The 22,273-nt window shown below is 47.6% G+C and carries 18 protein-coding genes and 1 pseudogene; 16 read left to right on the top strand and 3 right to left on the bottom strand.

What is annotated here, in order from left to right:
• The first annotated feature begins 65 nt into the window (after window positions 1-65).
• The 7 genes from AC1S8V_RS25590 to AC1S8V_RS25560 all read left to right on the top strand — a co-directional run bounded on the left by AC1S8V_RS25590 (window position 66) and on the right by AC1S8V_RS25560 (window position 9,331).
• Entirely contained in the window at window positions 66-173 is a 108-nt protein-coding gene (locus tag AC1S8V_RS25590; protein WP_433747247.1) for a signal peptide protein, read from the top strand.
• Window positions 170-250: a K(+)-transporting ATPase subunit F gene (gene kdpF, locus AC1S8V_RS25585; protein WP_433754336.1), complete on the top strand. Its 81-nt coding sequence runs from the start codon at window positions 170-172 to the stop codon at window positions 248-250. The genes AC1S8V_RS25590 and kdpF overlap by 4 nt, the downstream gene beginning before the upstream one ends.
• 32 nt (window positions 251-282) lie before the next feature.
• Window positions 283-1,950 carry a potassium-transporting ATPase subunit KdpA gene (gene kdpA, locus AC1S8V_RS25580; RefSeq protein ID WP_482074586.1) on the top strand — a complete coding sequence of 556 codons (1,668 nt, stop codon included), beginning with the start codon at window positions 283-285 and terminating at the stop codon, window positions 1,948-1,950.
• Between the two features lie 24 nt (window positions 1,951-1,974).
• The gene (gene kdpB / locus AC1S8V_RS25575) at window positions 1,975-4,002 is read left to right on the top strand and encodes a potassium-transporting ATPase subunit KdpB (RefSeq protein ID WP_482071270.1); all 2,028 of its coding nucleotides are present in this window, start codon (window positions 1,975-1,977) and stop codon (window positions 4,000-4,002) included.
• A gap of 15 nt (window positions 4,003-4,017) precedes the next feature.
• Entirely contained in the window at window positions 4,018-4,590 is a 573-nt protein-coding gene (gene kdpC / locus AC1S8V_RS25570) for a potassium-transporting ATPase subunit KdpC (RefSeq protein WP_482071269.1), read from the top strand.
• Between the two features lie 63 nt (window positions 4,591-4,653).
• The gene (locus tag AC1S8V_RS25565; protein ID WP_482071268.1) at window positions 4,654-7,005 is read left to right on the top strand and encodes a histidine kinase; all 2,352 of its coding nucleotides are present in this window, start codon (window positions 4,654-4,656) and stop codon (window positions 7,003-7,005) included.
• A gap of 313 nt (window positions 7,006-7,318) precedes the next feature.
• On the top strand, window positions 7,319-9,331 hold the full coding sequence (locus tag AC1S8V_RS25560) for a heavy metal translocating P-type ATPase (protein WP_482071267.1): 2,013 nt from the start codon (window positions 7,319-7,321) through the stop codon (window positions 9,329-9,331).
• 189 nt (window positions 9,332-9,520) lie between these two features.
• On the opposite strand, the gene AC1S8V_RS25555 is transcribed toward AC1S8V_RS25560, so the two are convergent.
• On the bottom strand, window positions 9,521-10,252 hold the full coding sequence (locus AC1S8V_RS25555) for a ZIP family metal transporter (RefSeq protein ID WP_336764765.1): 732 nt from the start codon (window positions 10,250-10,252) through the stop codon (window positions 9,521-9,523).
• Window positions 10,253-10,507: 255 nt separating this feature from the next.
• On the opposite strand from AC1S8V_RS25555, the gene trxB reads away from it, so the two are divergent.
• On the top strand, window positions 10,508-11,449 hold the full coding sequence (trxB, locus tag AC1S8V_RS25550) for a thioredoxin-disulfide reductase (RefSeq protein ID WP_482071266.1): 942 nt from the start codon (window positions 10,508-10,510) through the stop codon (window positions 11,447-11,449).
• A gap of 62 nt (window positions 11,450-11,511) precedes the next feature.
• On the top strand, window positions 11,512-11,742 hold the full coding sequence (locus tag AC1S8V_RS25545; RefSeq protein ID WP_036668031.1) for a glutaredoxin family protein: 231 nt from the start codon (window positions 11,512-11,514) through the stop codon (window positions 11,740-11,742).
• 132 nt (window positions 11,743-11,874) lie between these two features.
• Here the strand turns inward: AC1S8V_RS25545 and AC1S8V_RS25540 are convergent, their stop codons facing one another.
• Window positions 11,875-12,072 (bottom strand): hypothetical protein, encoded by a 198-nt coding sequence (locus tag AC1S8V_RS25540; protein ID WP_017692236.1) that lies wholly within the window; start codon window positions 12,070-12,072, stop codon window positions 11,875-11,877.
• 146 nt (window positions 12,073-12,218) lie between these two features.
• A complete protein-coding gene (locus tag AC1S8V_RS25535; RefSeq protein ID WP_482071265.1) occupies window positions 12,219-13,385 on the bottom strand; it encodes an ROK family protein in 1,167 nt (388 codons plus the stop codon).
• 200 nt (window positions 13,386-13,585) lie between these two features.
• Between AC1S8V_RS25535 and xylA the strand changes: the two genes are divergently transcribed.
• The 7 genes and pseudogenes from xylA to AC1S8V_RS25505 all read left to right on the top strand — a co-directional run bounded on the left by xylA (window position 13,586) and on the right by AC1S8V_RS25505 (window position 22,065).
• Entirely contained in the window at window positions 13,586-14,902 is a 1,317-nt protein-coding gene (gene xylA, locus AC1S8V_RS25530) for a xylose isomerase (protein ID WP_133387161.1), read from the top strand.
• A 600-nt stretch (window positions 14,903-15,502) separates the two neighbouring features.
• Window positions 15,503-16,996, top strand: a complete 1,494-nt coding sequence (xylB, locus tag AC1S8V_RS25525) for a xylulokinase (RefSeq protein WP_482071264.1) — start codon at window positions 15,503-15,505, stop codon at window positions 16,994-16,996.
• Window positions 16,997-17,220: 224 nt separating this feature from the next.
• Complete coding sequence (locus tag AC1S8V_RS25520; RefSeq protein ID WP_482071263.1) at window positions 17,221-17,937, top strand: glycosyltransferase; 717 nt, start codon at window positions 17,221-17,223, stop codon at window positions 17,935-17,937.
• A pseudogene (locus tag AC1S8V_RS30515) lies at window positions 17,925-18,578 on the top strand (glycosyltransferase family 2 protein); the annotation flags it as partial. The gene AC1S8V_RS25520 and the pseudogene AC1S8V_RS30515, both read left to right, overlap by 13 nt.
• A 441-nt stretch (window positions 18,579-19,019) precedes the next feature.
• Window positions 19,020-20,090: a glycosyltransferase gene (locus tag AC1S8V_RS25515; RefSeq protein ID WP_482074585.1), complete on the top strand. Its 1,071-nt coding sequence runs from the start codon at window positions 19,020-19,022 to the stop codon at window positions 20,088-20,090.
• Window positions 20,091-20,337: 247 nt separating this feature from the next.
• The gene (locus AC1S8V_RS25510) at window positions 20,338-20,964 is read left to right on the top strand and encodes a bifunctional 4-hydroxy-2-oxoglutarate aldolase/2-dehydro-3-deoxy-phosphogluconate aldolase (protein ID WP_482071262.1); all 627 of its coding nucleotides are present in this window, start codon (window positions 20,338-20,340) and stop codon (window positions 20,962-20,964) included.
• A 174-nt stretch (window positions 20,965-21,138) separates the two neighbouring features.
• Window positions 21,139-22,065, top strand: coding sequence for an alpha/beta hydrolase (locus AC1S8V_RS25505; RefSeq protein WP_482071261.1), 927 nt, complete (start codon window positions 21,139-21,141; stop codon window positions 22,063-22,065).
• Window positions 22,066-22,273: the final 208 nt, after the last annotated feature.

Here is a 22,273-nt window from a genome sequence, read left to right as displayed (position 1 = left end):
CCCTAATCCTAAACTAATGATAGAAATGTTACGCTGAAATCGAACATTGAAGGGGGTTTGTAGAAATGTTAGATGTGTATTTGATCGCTATTTTAATCACACTTGCCGCATTGATGATCGGACTCGGGCAGTGGGCTTCCTTAACAATTAATAAAGGAAGTGACCAGGGATGATATGGATGCTTGCGGTAATTGTAGTTGCGCTTATGGTGTATTTAATCTACGCGCTTATTAATCCGGAAAAATATTAGGGAAGATTTCAGGAGGGATACAAGTGACCTTAATTTCTTTAATTGCAATTGCAATAACATTATTGCTCTCTTTATTGCTGGCCCGCCCTACGGGGCATTACATTGCGCAAGCATTCAGTTATGAGAAAACGCGGCTTGATCGCTGGTTTGGATGGCTGGAAAGACCGATTTATGCGATTGGGGGAATAAGCAAAGAGAACCAGACCTGGAAGCAATACGCCCGGTTTGTAGTACTCAGTAACTCAGTGATGATTCTACTTGTCTATCTGATTTTTAGATTTCAGGGTGTGCTGCCATTGAATCCAGGCGGGATTCCCTCGATGGAGCCTACACTTGCTTTTAATACGGCAATCAGCTTCATGACCAATACCAATCTTCAACATTACAGCGGGGAGAGTGGACTGTCTTATTTGTCGCAGATGCTGGCGATCCTGTTTATGATGTTTACTGCTCCTGCATCAGCGTTAGCGGTAGCTATTGCTTTTATTCGCGGGTTGGCCGGTAAACCTCTGGGAAACTTCTTTGTAGATATGATACGGGGAATTACGCGTATTCTTTTGCCGATCTCTTTTGTACTGGCTTTTGTTTTTGTTGCGTTAGGCGTACCACAAACCCTGGAGCCAGCAGCTTTTGCAACAACGCTCGAAGGTGTGAAACAGGAGATCGCCCGTGGGCCTGTGGCCTCCTTCCTGACGATTAAAGAATTGGGAAACAACGGGGGTGGATTTTTCGGGGTCAACTCTGCCCATCCTTTCGAGAATCCAGGCGGGCTCAGCAACTTGTTACAAATTTTGCTCATGTTACTACTGGGAACATCTCTGCCTTTTACATACGGCAAGATGGTCGGGAACAGAAAACAGGGTCGGGTATTATTTGTTTCCATGGCAATGATGTTTATCGTTTTTCTAGGAATTTCTCTATTCAGTGAATATGTCGGCAACCCGGCAATTAACGCACTTGGCATTCAGCATCAGCAGGGTTCAATGGAGGGGAAAGAGGCCCGGTTTGGCGTTGCCCAGTCCTCTCTGTACTCCGTAGTAACTACCGCTTCAGAGACAGGCGCAGTGAATACGATGCATGACACGCTGACGCCTATAGGCGGTATGATTACGATCGGAAATATGATGTTGAATACGATCTTTGGCGGTGTTGGAGCGGGATTTGTCAATGTGCTTATGTACGCAATGATTGCCGTATTTCTATCCGGTTTAATGGTAGGACGCACACCAGAGTTTCTTGGTAAAAAAATGGAAGGTAAAGAAATGAAGCTTATTGCGATTACGCTGATTATTAATCCATTACTTATTCTGTTACCTGCCGCCTTGGCTCTTTTCACTCAGGAGGATACCATATCCAATCCAGGCTTTCATGGGCTGACACAAGTACTGTACGAATTCACTTCGGCAGCTGCTAACAACGGTTCTGGTTTTGAAGGACTGGGGGATGCGACTCCATTCTGGAATATATGCACTGGCATTGTTATGTTCCTCGGCCGATATTTTCCGTTGATTACGATGCTTGCGGTAGCAGGCTCGTTAGCGGTCAAGAAAAGCGTTCCGGAAACGGCAGGCACATTTCGTACGGATCATGCATTGTTTGGTGCCGTATTCCTGGGGGCAGTGCTGATTGTAGGAGCTCTGACATTCTTCCCGGCGCTTGCGCTCGGTCCGATTGCTGAATTTTTAACGCTGAAACCTTAGAAGGTCACGGATGGAGGAAAAGAGATGAATACAAAGAAAAGTGTATTAAATAAAGATATTGTCACTCAGGCAATCAAGCAGTCTTTTATCAAACTGAATCCTCAAATGATGTTGCGAAATCCAATCATGTTTGTCGTCGAGGTTGGTTTTATCATTACGTTATTACTTGTCCTAATGCCTGATGCATTTGGTGGACAGGTATCTGCAGGATTTAACCTTGCTGTAGCATTGATCCTATTGTTCACCCTATTGTTTGCTAACTTTGCTGAGGCATTAGCCGAAGGAAGAGGCAAGGCGCAAGCAGATTCACTAAAAAAGTCAAAAAAGGAAATTACCGCAAATAAGTTGAGCGGCAGCGCTATTAAACAAGTTCCTTCCACTGAACTACGTAAAGGTGATGTCGTTGTTGTAGCTCAAGGGGAAATGATTCCGGGTGACGGAGAAGTGATTGAGGGCTTGGCTTCGGTCGATGAATCCGCAATTACGGGTGAATCTGCACCGGTGATTAAAGAGGCTGGAGGGGATTTTAGCTCTGTAACCGGGGGAACCAAAGTAATCAGTGACCAGATCAAGGTTCGCATCACAAGTGATCCAGGCGAATCATTTTTGGATCGGATGATTTCTTTGGTAGAGGGGGCCAAACGTCAAAAAACACCAAATGAAATTGCCCTAAATACAGTATTGGTTAGTCTGACCATCATTTTCTTGATTGTGGTCATTACGCTCCCATTTTTCGCAAACTATCTGAACATTCGGCTTGAGATTCCTGTTTTAATAGCTTTGTTGGTTTGTTTGATCCCGACGACGATCGGCGGATTGTTATCGGCAATCGGCATTGCAGGAATGGACCGGGTTACCCAGTTTAATGTATTGGCAATGTCCGGTAAGGCAGTAGAAGCATCCGGAGACATCAATACGATTATATTAGATAAAACCGGAACGATCACCTATGGAAACCGTATGGCTAGCGAATTTATTCCGGTTGGAAATCAAAGCTTGCAGGATGTCGCCGCTTGGGCTGCTCTAAGCTCGGTTCAGGATGAAACGCCGGAAGGAAGATCCGTGCTGGAGCTTCTCAAGAAGCAGAATCTTTCCTTTCAGGAATCCATCGCAGATGGTGCGAAGTTCATAGAGTTTAAGGCAGAGACACGAATGAGCGGCATTGATCTGCCGGATGGACGCCAGATTCGCAAAGGGTCTGTTGACGCAGTGAAACAATGGGTGGCTGCTCAGGGCGGTGATATACCTGTCGATTTGCAGGGAAAAAGCGATGCCGTGGGTTTGGCAGGAGGTACGCCCCTTGCGGTAGCCGTCAATCAATCGATATTTGGTCTGATTTATCTGAAGGATACGGTAAAACCCGGGATGCGGGAACGTTTCGAGCAAATGCGAAAAATGGGAATAAAAACGATTATGTGTACGGGTGATAATCCGCTGACTGCTGCAACCATTGCAGCAGAAGCTGGTGTGGATGATTTCATTGCCGAAAGCAAGCCAGAGGATAAAATTGCCGTAATTCGCCGTGAACAGGCAGAAGGAAAATTGGTGGCGATGACGGGAGACGGTACGAATGATGCCCCTGCACTCGCCCAAGCGGATGTCGGGATTGCGATGAACAGCGGTACGGTTGCTGCCAAAGAAGCGGCTAACATGGTGGACCTGGATTCCGATCCATCCAAAATTATTGAAGTGGTATCCATTGGCAAGCAGTTGCTAATGACACGCGGAGCATTGACCACGTTCAGTATAGCGAATGATATCGCTAAATATTTCGCAATCATTCCGGCCATGTTTATGGTGGCGATTCCTGAAATGGATGTTCTGAACGTGATGAGACTTCATTCACCGCTTTCAGCCATCCTGTCGGCGTTGATTTTTAATGCCATTATTATTCCTCTTCTCATTCCGTTAGCAATGAAAGGGGTCGCGTACAAGCCGATGAGTTCGTCCAAGTTGTTAAGCCGTAATCTGGTTATTTATGGCCTGGGCGGTGTAGTTATTCCCTTTGTAGGAATCAAGCTAATCGACTTGCTGGTCCAATTCTGGGTATAGAGAGGATAATGCGAAGTGAAAACAATCACGGTTACATTAAGAACAAGTTTTATAGTAATGTTTATCATTCTAATGTATCAATTGGTTGTAACAGGAATCGCCCAGGCAGTTATGCCCGATAAGGCGAATGGAAGTTTGATTTATAATGATAATCATGAGGTTATCGGCTCTGAACTCATCGGACAAAACTTTACCGATCCGGGCTACTTTCATGGACGGGTCTCCAGCATCGAATATAATGCGGATTCTTCTGGCTCTCCCAACTATGCTGCTTCCAATCCGGATCTGCTGGATCGGACAAAAAAAGCAGTGGAAGACTGGAAATTGCAAAACCCGGATGTTCCGATTTCAAATCTGCCAATTGACTTGATTACGAATTCAGGCTCTGGGCTTGATCCGCATATCAGTATAGAGGCTGCGGAAGCTCAAATTCCGCGAATTAGTAAAAGTACCGGGATATCGGAAGATCAGCTCCTTAAATTAGTAGTAAAACATACAAAAACCAGAGAGTTAGGTATATTTGGAGAACCCGTAGTCAATGTTCTGCTTCTGAACCTTGATATACAAAAGACAGCGGGACGGAACTAATCAGAGCCTAAGGCCGGCAGGATATTCTTGCCGGGTCTTTTTGTTTAAGGAGGGGGAGAAGCAGTGGAAAACTTCAAAAGGAAAAGCCCTGAAGAAATATTATTATCTATTTCCAAACTGCATCAGGGACGGTTTAAAATTTTTATTGGAGCTGTAAGTGGCTCAGGCAAAACCTATCACATGTTGCGGGAAGGAACAGCGCTCCAGCAGCAAGGCGTCGATGTCGTAATTTGTGCAGTGTCTACTTTACAGCGACCGGAGACGGTTGAACAGATGGGTCTGCTGGAGCGGGTCCCGAGTATCCACTGGAACAGTGGTGGAGTGGAAAAAAAGGATCTGGATATTGCGTCTTTGATTCAGAGAAATCCGGAGGTAGTCCTTGTGGATGGCTTGGCTCACAGGAATCGGCCAGGTGCGGAGCGTCAGACAAGGTTAGAGGACATCCATTTCTTACTGAGTCATGGAATCAGTGTACTGACAACGGTAAATGTATATGAATTGGAAGGGGTAAGGGAACTCGCACAGAAGTACATGGGCATTGAGGTCGAAGAAACGGTCAAAATGGATACATTGGAGCTTGCTGACGAAATCCGATTAATTGATGTTACCCCGGAAACTCTATTACAACGCTTCTCGGAAGGTCATGTACGCAACGACAGGAATGCTTCACTGTTTAAACGGGGGAGCTTGGGCGTGCTGCGGGAGTTGGCACTCAGGCTTGTAGCAGAAGGAGTAAACGATTCACTGGAGAAGCACCGTGAGCAAATGGGGATGCTAGGTCCTTCGGGAGTGGCAGAGCGTATTTTGGTGTTGACGCAATATCATTGGAACAGTTCCATCTATGTGAGGCGCGGCCAACAGGTGGCCAAACGATTAAATGGCGAGCTTATTGTCGTTACCTTTACTAGCAAGAAGCAACCTCTTACGAAAGAGCAGACAGCCTTTAAACAATCGCTAGTTAAGCTTGTTGAAAAGGTGGATGCAACATTGGAGGAATTGCCACTCCATTCAAGGAGAAGATTAGCAGACCGGCTTGTTCGGTATGCGCTTGAACATAATGTTACTCGAATCATGTTGGGCCATTCCAGACAATCGCGAGGGCAGGAGTTCTGGCAAGGCTCCGTTGTTAATGACATTTTGAGCAAGTCCAAAAATATGGACATTTTTATGGTTGCTGATCAGGCGGAGCATCATGGGGAACGTATTCTGCCTGCCAGAATGACCAGTACAAAAACAAACCCTTTATATCAACGATTGGACTCACGTGAGGTGAATGAAAAAATTGGACGAATCAGGAGAGGACGATTCAAGGTTCTGATTGGTGCTGCACCCGGAGTCGGCAAAACCTACACTATGCTGCGAGAGGGCAATCATCTCTTAAAGAAGAGCATTGATGTTGTAGTAGGTCTTCTGGAAACTCATGGAAGAGCAGAAACCTTCCAACAGGTAGATCGTCTACCCATAATCGAACGTGCGAAAAGACGATACTCACACACAGAACTTGAGGAAATGGATACCGAAGCCATCATTAGGCGAAACCCTGAACTGGTACTTGTCGACGAGCTAGCTCATACTAACGTGCCTGGGAGTAACAACAAAAAGAGATATGAGGATGTCCTTGAAATTCTGGATGCCGGAATTTCAGTCATTTCTACCGTTAATGTTCAGCATTTGGAAAGTTTAAATGATGCAGTGGAGCAAATTACAGGAGTGCGTGTCAGAGAAACCGTTCCAGACTCGATTCTTCGTCTTGCGGACGAGGTTGAGCTTATCGATGTGGCACCACAGGCGTTACAAATCCGAATGAAGGAAGGTAAGATATATGCCCGGGAAAAAGTAGATCAGGCGCTGGGGCATTTTTTTAAAATCGGAAATTTAATTGCTCTAAGAGAATTGGCTCTCCGAGAAATTGCCGACGATGTGGATGAGCGTTTGGAAGTATGGGAGCGGAGAAGTTCACTGCGTGGACCATGGAACAAACAGGAGGTCATATTCGTATGCGTCAAATTGAGCTCCAATGCAGAGCGGCTAATCCGACGAGGCTTTAGAACGGCTTTTCGTCTCAAGGCACAATGGATCGTCACATATGTACATCATCGGGAAGTGATGAATGACGAGGAATTGAAGAAAAAAGAGAGTCTGGAAAGCCTGGTGCTGCGTCTTGGAGGGAGCTTTGAAGTTGTATCGCCCGCTCGCTCGAATAATCTTGCAGATGTCCTTGTAGCCAGAGCAAATGAATATCATGCTACCCAGCTTATTATTGGTCAGTGTGACCGTCCCGTATGGAAACGTTTTGGGGGATCTCCAATGATCAAAAAATTACTGCGCACTGCAAGACATATGGATATTCTTATCGTCGCTAACTACGATCCTCATATTAAACGAGATACTCTTCCGCCTCGTGGAGAAGGGTAGTTCCTTAAAATATGCTATGAACTGCTCGGAAATACCCATTTACAAATACAGGGCACAGACATATAATAAAGCGAAAGTTGTATTGGGTAAAAATAATTGCATAAGCACAAAAATGATTATCATTCTCAGTCTGAATGATTTGAAAATCATTAGAAAACCATGCTGCTGCGGGATTCCCGCAGCAGCATGTGTCATTTTTAGGGCATTAACAATGGCTCTCATTCTCAATACAACTTCAATTCGAGAAGCAGAATACGACGGGTAATAGCCATGTCATCTGCGCTCAAACCCATTCGAAAGGAACGTGATTTATATGCAAGCGATACATCAACCTCTACACAGACAGAAACAAGCAGAGCAGCGGTCTTCGAATACACCAGGCCCGAACCGGGGGCATAAGCCCAATTTCAGAGCCATGTTGCAGAACAAAGAGATGCAATCTGCATTGGGCAGTGGGATTTTGATGCTGATTGCCTGGGGAACTGCGCCGTATTTTGGTACATTGTCCATCATGCTCTACATTGTGGCATATGCCGTTGGCGGTTGGACCAAAGCGAAGGAGGGCATCGAGACACTGGTCAAGGACCGTGATCTGGATGTAAACCTGCTGATGATTGCCGCTTCACTTGGGGCAGCAGCCATCGGCTACTGGAACGAAGGTGCGATGCTTATCTTTATTTTTGCACTCAGTGGTGCGTTGGAAAGTTATGCGACCGAGCGCAGTCATAAGGATATCTCATCGTTGCTGGCGCTCAAGCCAGAGACTGCACTGCGTATTGAGGATGGACAGATGAACCTCGTGGCTATTGATGATCTGCAGCCGGGTGATCTGCTGTTGGTCAAACCGGGAGAACTCATCCCTGCGGATGGCGTAGTGTACCGGGGGAGTTCTTTTATCAATCAGTCGTCAATCACCGGAGAATCTCTGCCTGTGGACAAAGTTGCGGGGGATGAAGTCTATGCAGGTACGGTAAACGGGGAGGGCGCCTTATACGTAGAGGTCACAAAATCGGCTGAAGGGTCACTGTTCGGCAAAATCATTAAAATGGTGGAAGAAGCACAGGCGGAAGTGCCGGATTCCCAGCGTTTCATGGAGCGGTTTGAAGGGATTTACGCACGTATTGTTGTAGGTGTGACCTTACTTGTGATTGCAGGAACTCCGCTGCTGCTCGGCTGGACATGGAATGAGGCATTCTACAAAGCGATGGTATTTCTGGTTGTTGCTTCGCCCTGTGCGCTGGTGTCTTCCATCATGCCTGTAATGCTGTCCGCGATGTCCAGTAGTGCCCGCCGTGGCATTCTCTTCAAGGGAGGTGCCCATATGGAGAATATGGCTCGGACGCGGGTTGTGGCTTTTGACAAAACAGGTACATTGACCATGGGCACCCCGCAAGTCACTGATATTCTAACTGTTGAGAGCGTAGATCGCACGCAACTATTATCTGCGGTAGCGGCAATTGAAAGTCTCTCCATGCATCCCTTGGCTCGTGCCATTGTAGATCAGGCAAACAAGGAGAACATTACTCTTCAGGAAGCGGAGCACGTGCAGGCTATGACAGGTTGGGGCATTGAAGGAACTATAAACGGTGTGGTCTGGAGAGTCGGTAAAACAAATGTAATGGAATCAATGCAGTCAGAGGAGATGAAAGACAGCAACAGGGATCTAGGTAAACATGATGTTAACCTAGTGAACGTATCTTCAGTATGGGGGGATGTATGCTCCCGTCTTGAGGGGGAAGGGAAAACCGTATCGGTTGTTATGGCAGATGGTGAAATAGTCGGACTGATCGCTATGCGAGACACGGTTCGTCCTCAGGCAGCAGCAGCAGTGAAAATGCTCAAAGCGATGGGTGTACAGGTTGCGATGTTAACAGGTGATCGGGCCAGATCTGCTTCTGTGATTGCGCGTGAAACAGGAGTAAGCATGGTCTATGCAGACTTGTTGCCTGAAGATAAAGTGAAGCAGGTACATGCACTGCGCAAACAGTATGGTCCTGTGCTGATGGTAGGGGATGGAGTTAATGATGCGCCGGCACTTGCGGCGGCAACGGTTGGTATGGGCATGGGGTTATCGGGGAGCGGCACTGCACTGGAGGTCGCCGATGCGGTGCTGATGAACGACAACATTGAAGAAATCGCGTGGGTGATTGGGCAGGCTCGGCGAGCACAGCGTACGGTAAAGCAGAATATGTGTTTTGCCATTACGGTTATTCTGGCCTTAATTGCGGGTAACTTTCTTCAAGATGTCGCATTGCCTCTGGGTGTGGTAGGTCATGAGGGCAGTACAATTCTGGTTATTCTGAATGGCCTTAGACTGTTGCGGTAATCAGAATTGAGGAGGATAGGAGAAGAGGGAGTAATGCCTCTGACAGGCAATCCCATTAATTTCATGGAATCTTCATTTATGGCTAAATAAAGAACCCGGTCGACGGTCTTGGACTGTTTCGCTCGGGTTCTTTAGGTTGTGCTTATAAGGGGTGCCTTACTGGTTGTAATGTAAGTATTCGTTCTGCAATTAGAACAGTTCGGTCAGACCGATCATCGTGATGAGTCCGAGTAAAAAAGACATCGTCGCCACACGTGCATTGCCGTCGCCGTGACTTTCGGGAATGAGTTCCTTATAGACGATGAACATCATGGCCCCGGCTGCAAAAGCCAAACCATAAGGGACAAGACCGGCTACGAGACTACTTAATGTGTAACCAATCATAGCTGTAATAATCTCTACGGCTCCGGTCAGGGTGGCAATACCTAGCGCTTTGAAGCGGCCAATGTTCTGATTCACTAAAAAAAGGGCCACCAGGAATCCTTCCGGCGCATTCTGCAATCCGATGGAGAAGGCAATGAGATTGCCCAGGTTCTCATCCGAGCTTGCATAGCTGACTCCAACGGATAACCCTTCTGGCAGGTTATGCATGGTGATGGCTGCAATAATCATGAAAGCCTTGGCTTCAATTTTGAAAGGCATTTTCTCGGGATTCTCCAGATCGACGTGTGGAATCTTCATCTCCAGCACCAGTAGAACCAGACTACCAAGCAAAATACCAAATGCGAGTACAAAAAGGTTCGATTGGCCAAGCGCTTCCGGAATGAGATTATACACTGAAGCCGAGGTCATAATACCTGCGGCGTAGGCCAGCAAGATATCACGCAGACGGTGTGATATTTTACGCATAAATAGAATCGGTACAGCCCCTAGGCCGGTAGACATGGCTGATATAAAACTGCCAATGAGTGCATCGTTCATGCTTCGATTTTCCCTCCTGATGAAGACTTCTTCATAATCGCTGCCGAGCATTGACACCGTACATAAAAGAGATCATAATGAACAACAGATTAGAATGATTATAAATTAGAATTCCGTTTCTGCATAGGGCAATTGTCATTTCACAGGCAGGTCTTGTGGACATGATATAGACTTTTCGTTCTAGTGTATGCAAAAGCCCAAGCTTTTGATGCCGGAGGGCCAACCTTTTTGCAGAACCCGGGGGAGGAACTATACATGTATAAATCAATTATTATTGGAACAGGCCCTGCAGGGCTGACAGCAGCAATCTATCTGGCACGTGCCAACTTGAACCCACTCGTTATTGAAGGACCACAACCTGGTGGCCAACTGACAACAACGACTGAAGTGGAGAACTTCCCAGGTTTCCCTGATGGCATTATGGGTCCTGAACTGATGGACAACATGCGCAAACAAGCAGAACGCTTCGGTGCTGAATTCCGCACAGGTTGGGTGAACAACATCGACATGAGCGAGCGTCCGTTCAAGATTCAAGTTGAAGGTATGGGTGAGCTCGTATCGGAAACGTTGATCTTGTCTACAGGCGCATCTGCCAAATACCTGGGTATCCCTGGCGAAGAAACGAATGTGGGCCGTGGTGTCAGCACATGTGCAACATGTGATGGATTCTTCTTCCGTAACAAAGAGATCATCGTCATTGGCGGTGGAGACTCTGCTCTTGAGGAAGCAAGCTTCCTGTCCCGTTTCGGTTCCAAAGTAACGCTGGTACACCGTCGTGAAGAACTGCGTGGCTCCAAAATCATGCAGGATCGTGCACGCAGCAACGAAAAAGTAGAAATGGCTCTTAATCGTACACCACTCGAAGTACTTGCTGGCGATAACGGCGTGACAGGGCTCAAAGTGTTGAACAACGAAACAGGTGAAGAAGAAGTGATTCCGGCAAGCGGCGTATTCGTAGCCATTGGTCACACACCGAACACTGGATTCCTTGGTGGACAGATCACTACGGACGAACACGGTTATATCTTGACTACACCGGGTACATCCGAGACGAATATTCCAGGCGTGTTCGCATGTGGTGACGTTCAGGATACACGTTACAAACAAGCGATTACAGCTGCAGGTAGCGGATGTATGGCTGCCATGGACACAGAGAAATACATTGAGAGTCTGGAACATAGCACAGTCGTTCTGTAATAAAATGAGCTGACCCTAAACAAACTATAGATTAATATAAAACCATATGAGGTGAAATAAACATGGAAAACGTAATTGTATATACATCAACGAACTGCCCGAACTGCAAATCCGTAAAAACATTCCTGGCTGACAAAGGTATCTCTTACGAAGAGCGCAACATTGAGACTAGTGATGAGTTTGCACAACAAGTATGGGACATGGGCGTACGTGCCGTGCCTTTGACTGTAATCGGTGAACACCGCATTCTGGGTATGAACAAAACCCAATTCGCCAAAGCGCTGGACGCTTAAAAATACGCTGATCATCTGGACATGATGTATTGAATAAAGTTTCGATGCAATTCCGGTTTTCGCGAGCCGTTAGGATATAGAAAGAACCGTACCCGATGGGGTACGGTTTTTTGTGCAAACGCAGAATATGATCTAGAAAAAAATACTCATAAAAGTCTGAAATACAACATACACCAGCAATCCTGACAGCATGTACATGAAACCAGCCTTCTTTTTGCTCTGGAACAATCGGAGTATGCCAAGGCTGAACAGGGGCGCAAGCACAATCAGGAACAGGAGTACGGTGACAAACATTTGCGCCGAGATATCTGAAGTATCCACGTAGGTCACGCTTTTTTCACTCCGTTTCGTTATCGGAATTAACACAGCTGTATTCACACAGCCATGACAAAAATCACATAACCCCATTATACATCTGGATTTCTTTAACAAAAAGGGAGGAAATGGGGCGAAATGATGTCAATTTTCATCTGTTATTAGACGGATACCCTAATTTTACCTAAAAACTGGGATATCGCAGAGTAAGCGGCACCCACACGGGTGGAACGGCTGCCCAGAGCTGCCCATTCAATCTGCAGACTACGACGGTGATAAGGTAATGTTCGCTCCTCAACAACTTGTTTTAGGGCTGTCTCAATCCAGGGACCAGCTTCGGAGAGGGGACCACCAATGATAATGCGTTCCGGGTTGAAACTGTTCACGATATTGGTAATGCCGATCCCCAGCTTTCGTCCAATCGTGTCGTATAATTCCTGAACCTCCTCGTGGCCTTGCTCCGCATAATGAATCAGCTCTCGGGTGGTATGAGCAGGTAATTTCAGCTGATGCTCCGGATGCTCGTAGGCTTTTTCTGATGCATATAACTCCCAGCAGCCACGATTACCGCAGGAACAGGGCAGACCTTCCGCTTCAATGGACATGTGGCCTGTTTCGCCAGCGTAACCCCACGCTCCTTTGTATAATTCACCATCCACCATGATGCCTGAACCAATACCCATGCCTGCACTGATGTAGATCATGTGACGGACACCGATGCCTGCCCCAAAATTCAACTCTCCGTGGGCACCAGCATTGGCTTCATTATCGATGGTTACAGGCAGTTCAAATTCTTCTTCAAGCATGGAGCGAAGAGCTACCTTCTCCCACCCCAGGTTGGGTGCAAACAGGACCGTTCCTGCCTCATCGACCATGCCGGGTACTCCGATGCCAATGCCAATGACACCGTGAGGGGAAGGAGGAGCTGCTTCAATGAGTTGTTGCGCCGCTAATTTCAATTGCTCCAGTACAGAGGACACGTCATGGTGTTCCAAGGTCACTGCGTACTCAGTAATGATGTGACCTTCCAGATCTGTAAGTACGCCTTTCAAATGGGTCACGCTGAGTTCCAGACCGACTGCATATCCCGATGTACCTCGAAACAGCAGCATAAGTGGTTTGCGCCCCCCGCTGGATTCCCCAGGGCCAATCTCCTGCACCAGATCATCACTGATCAGATCAGCAACCAGGTTGGATACCGTTGCTTTGTTCAGCCCCGTAACCTCGGACACCCGTGCGCGCGAGAGAGGGGCATGCCGCCGGATCGTATCGAGAACGATCGACTTGTTTATTTTTTTGACCAGCATCTGGTCTCCGGTAATTTTCATATCGTTAAGGCACTCCTATTCTTCTGATAAAAGGGTTCTGACCCACATCCGTAACAAGTTATTCGACTATTATAGCGTAAACAAACCTGTAAAAAACATTTTTATTTTTACTTTGTTTAACCAATAGACAAAGTATAATCGATGTGATAGGATAACGGTGTAAACGATTTCTTTAAAACTATTGAGGAGGCATTTTACACATGGCCTATTTTGAATCCGTTAATAAAATTGCATTTGAAGGTAAAGATTCCAAGAATCCATTTGCTTTTAAACATTATAATCCGGAAGAAGTGGTAGCCGGCAAATCGATGGAAGAACACTTCCGTTTCGGTATGGCTTACTGGCATACATTAACTGCAGGCGGCAGTGACCCGTTCGGTGCGGAGACAGCTGTTCGTTCTTGGGATAAATACTCGGGTCTGGATCTCGCGAAAGTACGCGTAGAAGCGGCATTTGAATTTTTGGAAAAAATGAATCTCCCGTTCTTCTGTTTCCACGATGTGGACATCGCACCAGAAGGCAACAACCTGCGTGAGTTCTACAGCAACATCGACACTATCGTTGATCTGATTGAAGACCACATGAAATCCAGCGGCAAAAAATTGCTCTGGAATACAGCGAACATGTTCTCGAACCCACGTTTCATGTTTGGTGCAGCTTCCACTTGTAACGCAGACGTGTATGCTCACGCTGCAGCACAAATCAAGAAAGGTCTGGAAGTGGGTAAACGTCTGGGCGCTGAAAACTATGTCTTCTGGGGCGGTCGTGAAGGTTACGACACATTGCTGAACACAGACATGCAACTGGAGCAAGACAACATTGCTCGCATGTTCCACATGGCTGTAGATTACGCGAAGGAAATTGGCTTTGACGCACAATTCCTGATCGAGCCTAAACCAAAAGAGCCAACGAAACACCAATATGATTATGATGCAGCAACTTCCATTGCTTTCTTGCAAAAATACGGTTTGGACAAACACTTCAAACTCAACCTGGAAGCGAACCACGCTACACTGGCTGGTCACACATTCGATCACGAAATCCGCGTAGCTCGTACAAACGGCATGCTCGGTTCCCTCGATGCGAACCAAGGCGATATGTTGATCGGTTGGGATACGGATGAATTCCCGGTTGATATGTACGATGCTACATTGACAATGTATGAAGTATTGAAAAACGGCGGTATCGGCCGTGGTGGTGTGAACTTTGACGCAAAAGTACGTCGTGGTTCCTTCGAAGCCGACGATCTGTTCCTGGCACACATCGCAGGTATGGACACGTATGCGAAAGGTCTGAAAGTAGCAGCGAAATTGATCGAAGATCGCGTGTTCGATGACTTTATCGAAAAACGTTACAGCAGCTTCAGCGAAGGCATTGGTGCAGATGTGGTTGCAGGTAAAGCAACACTTGCTTCCCTTGCAGAGTACGCGCTGAACAACGAAAACCCACGCAAAAACCAATCCGGACGTCAGGAATTGCTGAGAGCACAACTCAACCAGTACATCCTGGCTGACTAATATCGGATTAGGCAGGGTGGGTGTACGTCGACAACCGATGGTTACTCATATGTGGTTGGACATTAGTATCCAAGCTTGCCTATGCACAAGATTAGCTTGTACCATGGAACGCCTGAACAAGCATGACATTCGGACCGTCCCCGACTTTCCCATGGGAAGACGGGGCGGTTTTTTTGATTAAACAAACAACGCGGTTTTTAAATTTTTGATATAAATGTATAATTGCATGCTAAACGAAGAGATCAGAAAGGACCTGAATGTTCTCTGATCACGGAGTGGTTACATGTTCAATTGAGAGGTTTCATTAATAACCAATGACGGATCAAGGTCATTGGATCAATCTATTTGCTACAGAAACGAGTACGTTTTACTCGTTTCATATCCATGTGTGTCCAGGATCATGCATACAGAACGGAGTGAGCAGAAAGGACCCGAGGAAGCGGAGCGTGCGCATTTATCCCCGGATTTCTCCCTTCTCAAAGGAATTAAAGGAAATCCGGGGGTAACGGCGATCCAAGGGTTTTCTGATCACGGAGTGACTTTCATGCGTGTTTGGATCTTTCGTGGATATAATTTGTGATAAACGAGAGGAGTTAACCTATGAGTTACGTAATTGGTGTCGATCTTGGAACCAGCGCGGTCAAAACCGTGTTGGTCAATCGTGAAGGGAAAGTGGCATTTGAAGCATCCGAGGCATACCCGTTGTACCAGCCCAAGGCTGGATACAGTGAACAAAATCCAGAAGATTGGGTAGAGCAGACGATTGTTTCCCTGCGCAAATTGCTGGAAGTGTCTGGCTTAAAGCCTTCGGAAATCGAAGGGTTGAGCTTCTCCGGTCAGATGCACGGACTGGTCTTGGTGGATGCAGAAGGTAAACCGCTGCGTAATGCAATCCTGTGGAACGATACACGTACAACGGCTCAGTGCCGTCGCATCGAAAAAGTGCTGGACGGCAAGCTGTTAAACATTGCCCGGAACCGTGCCCTTGAGGGCTTTACATTGCCAAAAATTCTGTGGGTTCAGGAGAACGAGCCTGAATTGTTACAGCAAGCATCCTTGTTCCTGTTGCCAAAAGACTATGTTCGTTATCGCTTGACCGGAGACTACGCTATGGATTATTCGGATGCAGCGGGTACCTTGCTGCTGGACGTTGCAGGCAAGCAGTGGAGCAACGAGATTGCAGAAGCATTCGAGCTGCCGATCTCCCTCTGTCCACGTCTTGTGGAATCGTTTGAGGAAGTGGGAACATTGCTGCCTGAGATTGCGGACCAAACGGGTCTGGCGGCTGCGACGAAAGTATATGCAGGTGGCGCGGACAATGCATGCGGTGCCATTGGCGCAGGTATTCTGAGTGAAGGACAGACGATGTGCAGCATCGGAACGTCCGGTGTTGTGCTTTCATACGAAGAGCGTAAAGATCTCGATTTCGAAGGTAAAGTACACTTTTTTAATCACGGCGAGAAGGATGCCTTCTATATTATGGGGGTAACACTTGCCGCAGGATACAGCCTGTCCTGGTTCAAGGATACATTTGCAGCGGACAAATCATTTGATGTGCTCTTGCAGGGCATTGATCAGGTTCCGGCCGGCAGCAACGGATTGTTGTTCACACCGTATATCGTTGGGGAGCGTACGCCTCATCCAGATGCGAATATCCGTGGCAGCTTCATCGGTATGGATGCAGGACACAAGCTGGAGCACTTTGGACGTGCGGTGATGGAGGGCATTACCTTCTCGCTGCGCGAGTCCATTGATATTTTGCGTGGTGCAGGTAAAACCGTCAATGAAGTCATCTCCATTGGTGGTGGTGCCAAAAATGAAGCCTGGTTGCAAATGCAGGCGGATGTCTTCAACGCCACGATTGTGAAGTTGGAGAGCGAACAGGGTCCTGCGATGGGGGCAGCGATGCTGGCTGCTTATGGCTGTGGCTGGTTCCCGTCCTTGCAGGAATGTGCAACGGCGTTTATTCGTCCAGCGAAGTCCTATGAGCCGAACCCGGAAACGGTTGCCGTTTATGATGGACTGTTCGCACTGTACCAGGAAGTCTATGGACAGACACGTAGTCTCAATGATCGTTTGGCTGAATACCGTTAATTCATTTACTTCACTACATTAATCTTGGGATTACACTAAAAGCATCCGCGAAGGCGGGTGCTTTCTTTGTCGTTCATCCGGATTAATCTCATGAAAGGTTTTCTTGGCCTGCATATCCGCATTCTGGCTCTGCATAGATTGGAAATAGAGGATTGTGATTCGTCCAGGCATCAAGGGTGTCCGACGATTTTAGTAGGTAGAAGCTTGAGCATGGGGGTGAAGCTTTGGATGAACATGAGGAGCTTGGAAGACCACATATCACCTTGTCGATGATCGTTCGTAATGAGGAGAATCGGTATCTCAGGCAGGCTCTGGAGACACATCGTCCCTGGATTGATCGCGCAGTAATCATTGATGACGGAAGCGCGGATGGAACGGTCGCACTGTGCAGGGAACTTCTGGACGGTATTCCACTCGTATTGGTGGAGAACGCTGCTTCACGTTTTGCAGACGAGGTAAGCCTGAGAAAACAACAATGGGAAGAGACGGTGGCGACCAATCCGGAGTGGATTTTGAATCTGGATGCGGATGAGATTCTAACCAGTGACTTTGGGTTGGTACGGGATCTGCTGCTCAGTGGCAAGGAAGATGCGATCTATTTCAGATTGTTTGATATGTGGAGTGAGACGCATTACCGGGAAGATGAGTTCTGGCAGGCGCATGCCTATTATCGACCATTCTTAATTCGATATCACCCGGAAATGAGTTATGAATGGAAAGAAACCCCTCAGCATTGTGGTCGTTTTCCGTTAACGATCCAGCATCTGTCCTATGGCTGCCATGCTCCCCGGGTGAAGCACTATGGTTGGGCGCGGGAAGAAGACCGTATCCGCAAATATGAACGCTATCAAACACTGGACCCTGAAGCAAGATACGGTTGGAAGGAACAGTACGAATCGATATTGGATCAAGAGCCACGACTGTTGGTATGGTCCGAATAAGGAGAGGGGGAGTGAGCACGTTGAAGAAAGACCCGTTACGCAAAACGCAAGAAGAATCCAAACCTCAAATAGAGCCGAATTCCCAAGAAAAAGAGAATCAGAATGAGAAGCAACATGAGAGCGAAAATGAGAACCAGAAAGAGAGCCAGAATAATAATCGACCGTCCAGAGGTTCTGCTAAATCGCAAGAAACCCGCCATTCGGAAAATCTTGAAGCGCTTGGGCAAGAAAGAATACTGATCGCCAGCCCGGTTCGCCAGACAACTCCGGTGCTCCGTGAATTTCTGGATTCTCTGCATGCACTGGAACGAACAACGGTGAAGACGGACTATCTGTTTGTAGACGATAACGAGGAAGAAGCTGCATCGAATATATTGCGTGAATTTGTGATTCAGCATGAAGGGACGGTTATTCAAGCAGATGAACTTGACGGTGGTAGTCCCGACAACAAAGGGGTGTACACCAAGGATGAGGGAGGACACTATTGGCGGGATGAGCAGATTTGGCGTGTAGCTGGTTTGAAAAATGGCATACTGCAATATGCACGCGACAACCATTACGATGCGGTTTTTCTTATTGATTCTGACTTGGTGCTGCATCCGCGGACGCTGGAGCAACTCGTATCGAGCGGCAAAGACATTGTATCCAATATTTTTTGGACCCGATGGCAGCCGGGGGCTAGAGAAATGCCGCAGGTATGGCTGCAGGATGAGTATGCCTTGTATCGCCGCGGCGGTAAATCATCAGCCGGGAACGAGGCGGAAGACGAGGGGGCGCAAACGACTGCTTTTCTGAATCAGCTGCGTGTCCCGGGTTGCTACGAAGTTGGAGGGCTGGGGGCATGTACGCTCATTCGCAAAAATGTTCTGGCAGCAGGGGTTTCCTATGACCAGATTCCGAATGTATCCTTCTGGGGCGAAGATCGTCATTTCTGCATCCGTGCTCAAGCACTGGGATTTCGTTTGTTCGTCGATACACATCTTCCGGCCTACCACATCTATCGTCTGTCTGAGCTGCCAGGGGTATCTGCCTTTAACCGCAGGGTCAGACGAGGGGAGGAGACGATCAGCGTTACCCTGTGTATGATTGTGAAAAATGAAGAAGCTTCCCTCGCCAGATGTCTGGACTCGGTCAACGGCATTGCCGATGAGATTGTGATCGTTGATACCGGTTCAACGGATCGTACCCGTCAGATCGCTTCCAGATATACGGATTGTATCGTTGATTTTGAATGGGTGGATGACTTTGCAGCAGCACGTAACTTTGCCTTCGATCAGGCGAAGAGCGAATATATTCTGTGGTTAGATGCCGATGATGTGTTCGAACCGGAAGATCGGGCGAAACTGATCGCCTTGAAACGTTCGCTGGACCCTGCTGTCGATAGTGTTACGATGGATTACAATCTGTCATTCACGGCAGATGGAAAAGTAGCCTACAGCTTGCGCCGGAATCGCCTGGTGCGTCGGGATCGGCAATTTCGCTGGATTGGTGCGGTGCATGAATACCTGGATGTAGCAGGGAATCTGCTGCATAGTGATATAGCGGTTACCCATAAGAAAGATAAGGAGTATACGGATCGGAATCTGCGGATCTATCGTAAGAGGGAGCAGGCCGGAGAGGATTTCTCGCCGCGTGATTTGTACTATTTTGGCAATGAATTGAAGGACCATGGACAGCATGAGGATGCGGTAAAGTACTATGAGAAGTTCTTGGATACCGGGCTGGGCTGGGTGGAAGATCAGATCGCTGCTTGCCAGAAAATTGCCGATTGTGAAGCCGCGCGTGAACGTCCGGAACAGGAGGTATCTGCGTTGTTCCGATCGTTTGCGTATGATTTACCGAGAGCCGAGATTTGCTGCCGATTGGGTGGGTATTTTGCCGACCGTGAAGATTATCGCAAAGCGCTGTTCTGGTACGAACAGGCCACTCGGGCTGTACGTCCGGACGATCCCATGGTGGTGCTGAATGAAGCAGCCTGGACCTGGATGCCACATCTGCAACTATGTGTGTGTTATGACCGGATGGGCAACCGTGCGAAGGCCCGGGAACATAATGATATCGCACTTGCCTATCATCCAACGCATCCGAGCATGTTATATAATGACCGTTACTTTAAAGATTTGGAGAAGGATAACGTGTTGGAAAACGCTTAGTATTTTCGACCGAATGCTGCCTCTTTCGTGGAGTTGGATGGGTGAATCAATCCCGTTTTCCATGGAGAGGTTTTTTGCGTTGTGATGACAATACTTCATAGTGTCCTTGGTACACTCATTCACTTCAGAAATGGATTAATGTATTTCATCCAGGGGAGGATATGCTTTACAATAATAGTAACGGAAAAGCGGTGAACATGATTACTTGTCTTCGGCTGCCGAATTGATGAAGCAAGGGGAACTGGATATGAATCTAACGGAAGTACTATTGGAGTCGAGGCTGGTCGCGATTGTGCGCGGTATAAGCCGTGAAGCGGCAGTAACAGCTGGACAAGGTATGACAGGTGGTGGAATCCGACTGATGGAAGTCACACTGAACACATCTGGAGCACATGATATTATTGCAGACTGGCGTGAGCGGCATGAAGGGAAGGCTTATGTTGGAGCTGGTACGGTACTGAATGTACAGATGGCCAAGGAAGCGGTCGCTGCAGGAGCACAATTCCTGGTGTCCCCCAATGTCGATCTGTCTGTAATTGAATATGCTGTAGAACATGGTGTCGAGATCTGGCCTGGAGCCATGACACCCACGGAAATTGTCGCTGCCCATGAAGCGGGAGCACGAGTTGTGAAGCTGTTTCCAATGGCGAGTCTGGGCATTCCGTATCTGCGGGAGATTAAAGCTCCGCTGAACCACATCCCGCTGCTGGCAACAGGTGGTGCCACACTGGAGAATATAGCTGATTATTATGCAGCAGGCGCAGCGGCAGTGGGTCTGGGAAGTGCACTTTTGCCACGAGAAGCCCTTGCCGCAGGAGATCATGAGCAGATTGCAGCTTGCGCACGGAGATTTGTGGAAGCAGCTGAAGCCTAGGCTTCAGCCACAGAGGAGAAATATGTATATTTGGGTATATATGAAGGTAGCTTTTTAGCTTTATATCAATTGTTGGATCAATCGTTATCATAAAAACCGATGTCGCTTAATGTGCCGTTCATTCTATTGTTTTATGATGGATGTATGCCAGAATTCGGAGAGGAGAGATGCCCTGTGAAAGCTAAAACAATGATTGGCGGCATGCTCGCCGTGGCCGCAGTAACGGCAGGTGGATTATGGAAAGCGGCGGTGAAGAGCCAGACACCCAAGAAGATTCCAATCACCCTGACACCTCCAATGCCATTTGAAGATGTGACCTTCGACAGTGGTGGAGGTCGGGTACATGGCTGGTTCATCCCGGCCAGAGCGGACATTCCGAAACCATGGCCGCTCATTATTATTGCCCATGGTTGGGGCTCCAATCGCTCCCGTGTTCTTCGTTATGCACGGCCGATCTGGGAAGCAGGATATGCCCTGTTTATGTATGATGTCCGCAGCCACGGGGCCAGTGATCCGGTTCGTGCTGCATCTGCCTATTTGTTCCGGGATGATCTGCTGGCGGCATTGCAGTATACAACCGCACGACCAGAGATCGATCCGGATGCCATCGGTGTGCTTGGACATTCTTTGGGTGGGCTGGGCACGATTCTTGCGGTGACGGAAGGCATTCCTGTATCAGCAGTGATTACGGACTCGATGCCATCGCAATTTGAGGTTATTGTCAGTTCAGAGCTGAGACGCCGGCGTCTGCCCCTGTTTCCACTGGCCCAGTTAATTCCGAGAATCTGGTTCTGGCGACTGGGTGAATCTCTGAAATCCTATCGTCAACGTGACCCGGTGATGATGCTGAATGAACGTCGCAGGGGGATGCAACTGCCGATGCTGATGGTGCACTCCAAGGGAGATAATTTTATTCCTCCGAGTGAGCTTGAATATTTTATGTCCAAAGCCGATCCGCCTGTGGAACATCTATGGGTCAACAGCGGAGGACACAGTTGTTCCGAGGAAGATCCTGCTTTCTGGGATACCGTTATTCCATTTTTGCAAACCCATGTCCAAGGTGGGGCGAAGTCGAACGATTCCACTATTGCGAGCAGTTGAACCGAGTAGAATCAGCCTACATAAGAGTGCAGGCTAACAGAAAAACGCCAACGTCGTTGACGTTTTTTTGTTGTTATGAACAATATGCAGAAATTCACATTTGTAAAATTGCCCCGAAAACGACCATTAAAAAGGAAGCTTATGGTATCATAGAATAGACTGGCAATATTCATGCGAGGTTATTTGCTATGCATCTTTGTATGAAATT

The organism is Paenibacillus sp. B46(2026), assembly GCF_056786355.1.
The sequence above is the reverse complement of the archived record's forward strand: the minus strand, read 5'-3'. Positions and strand labels throughout refer to the sequence as shown.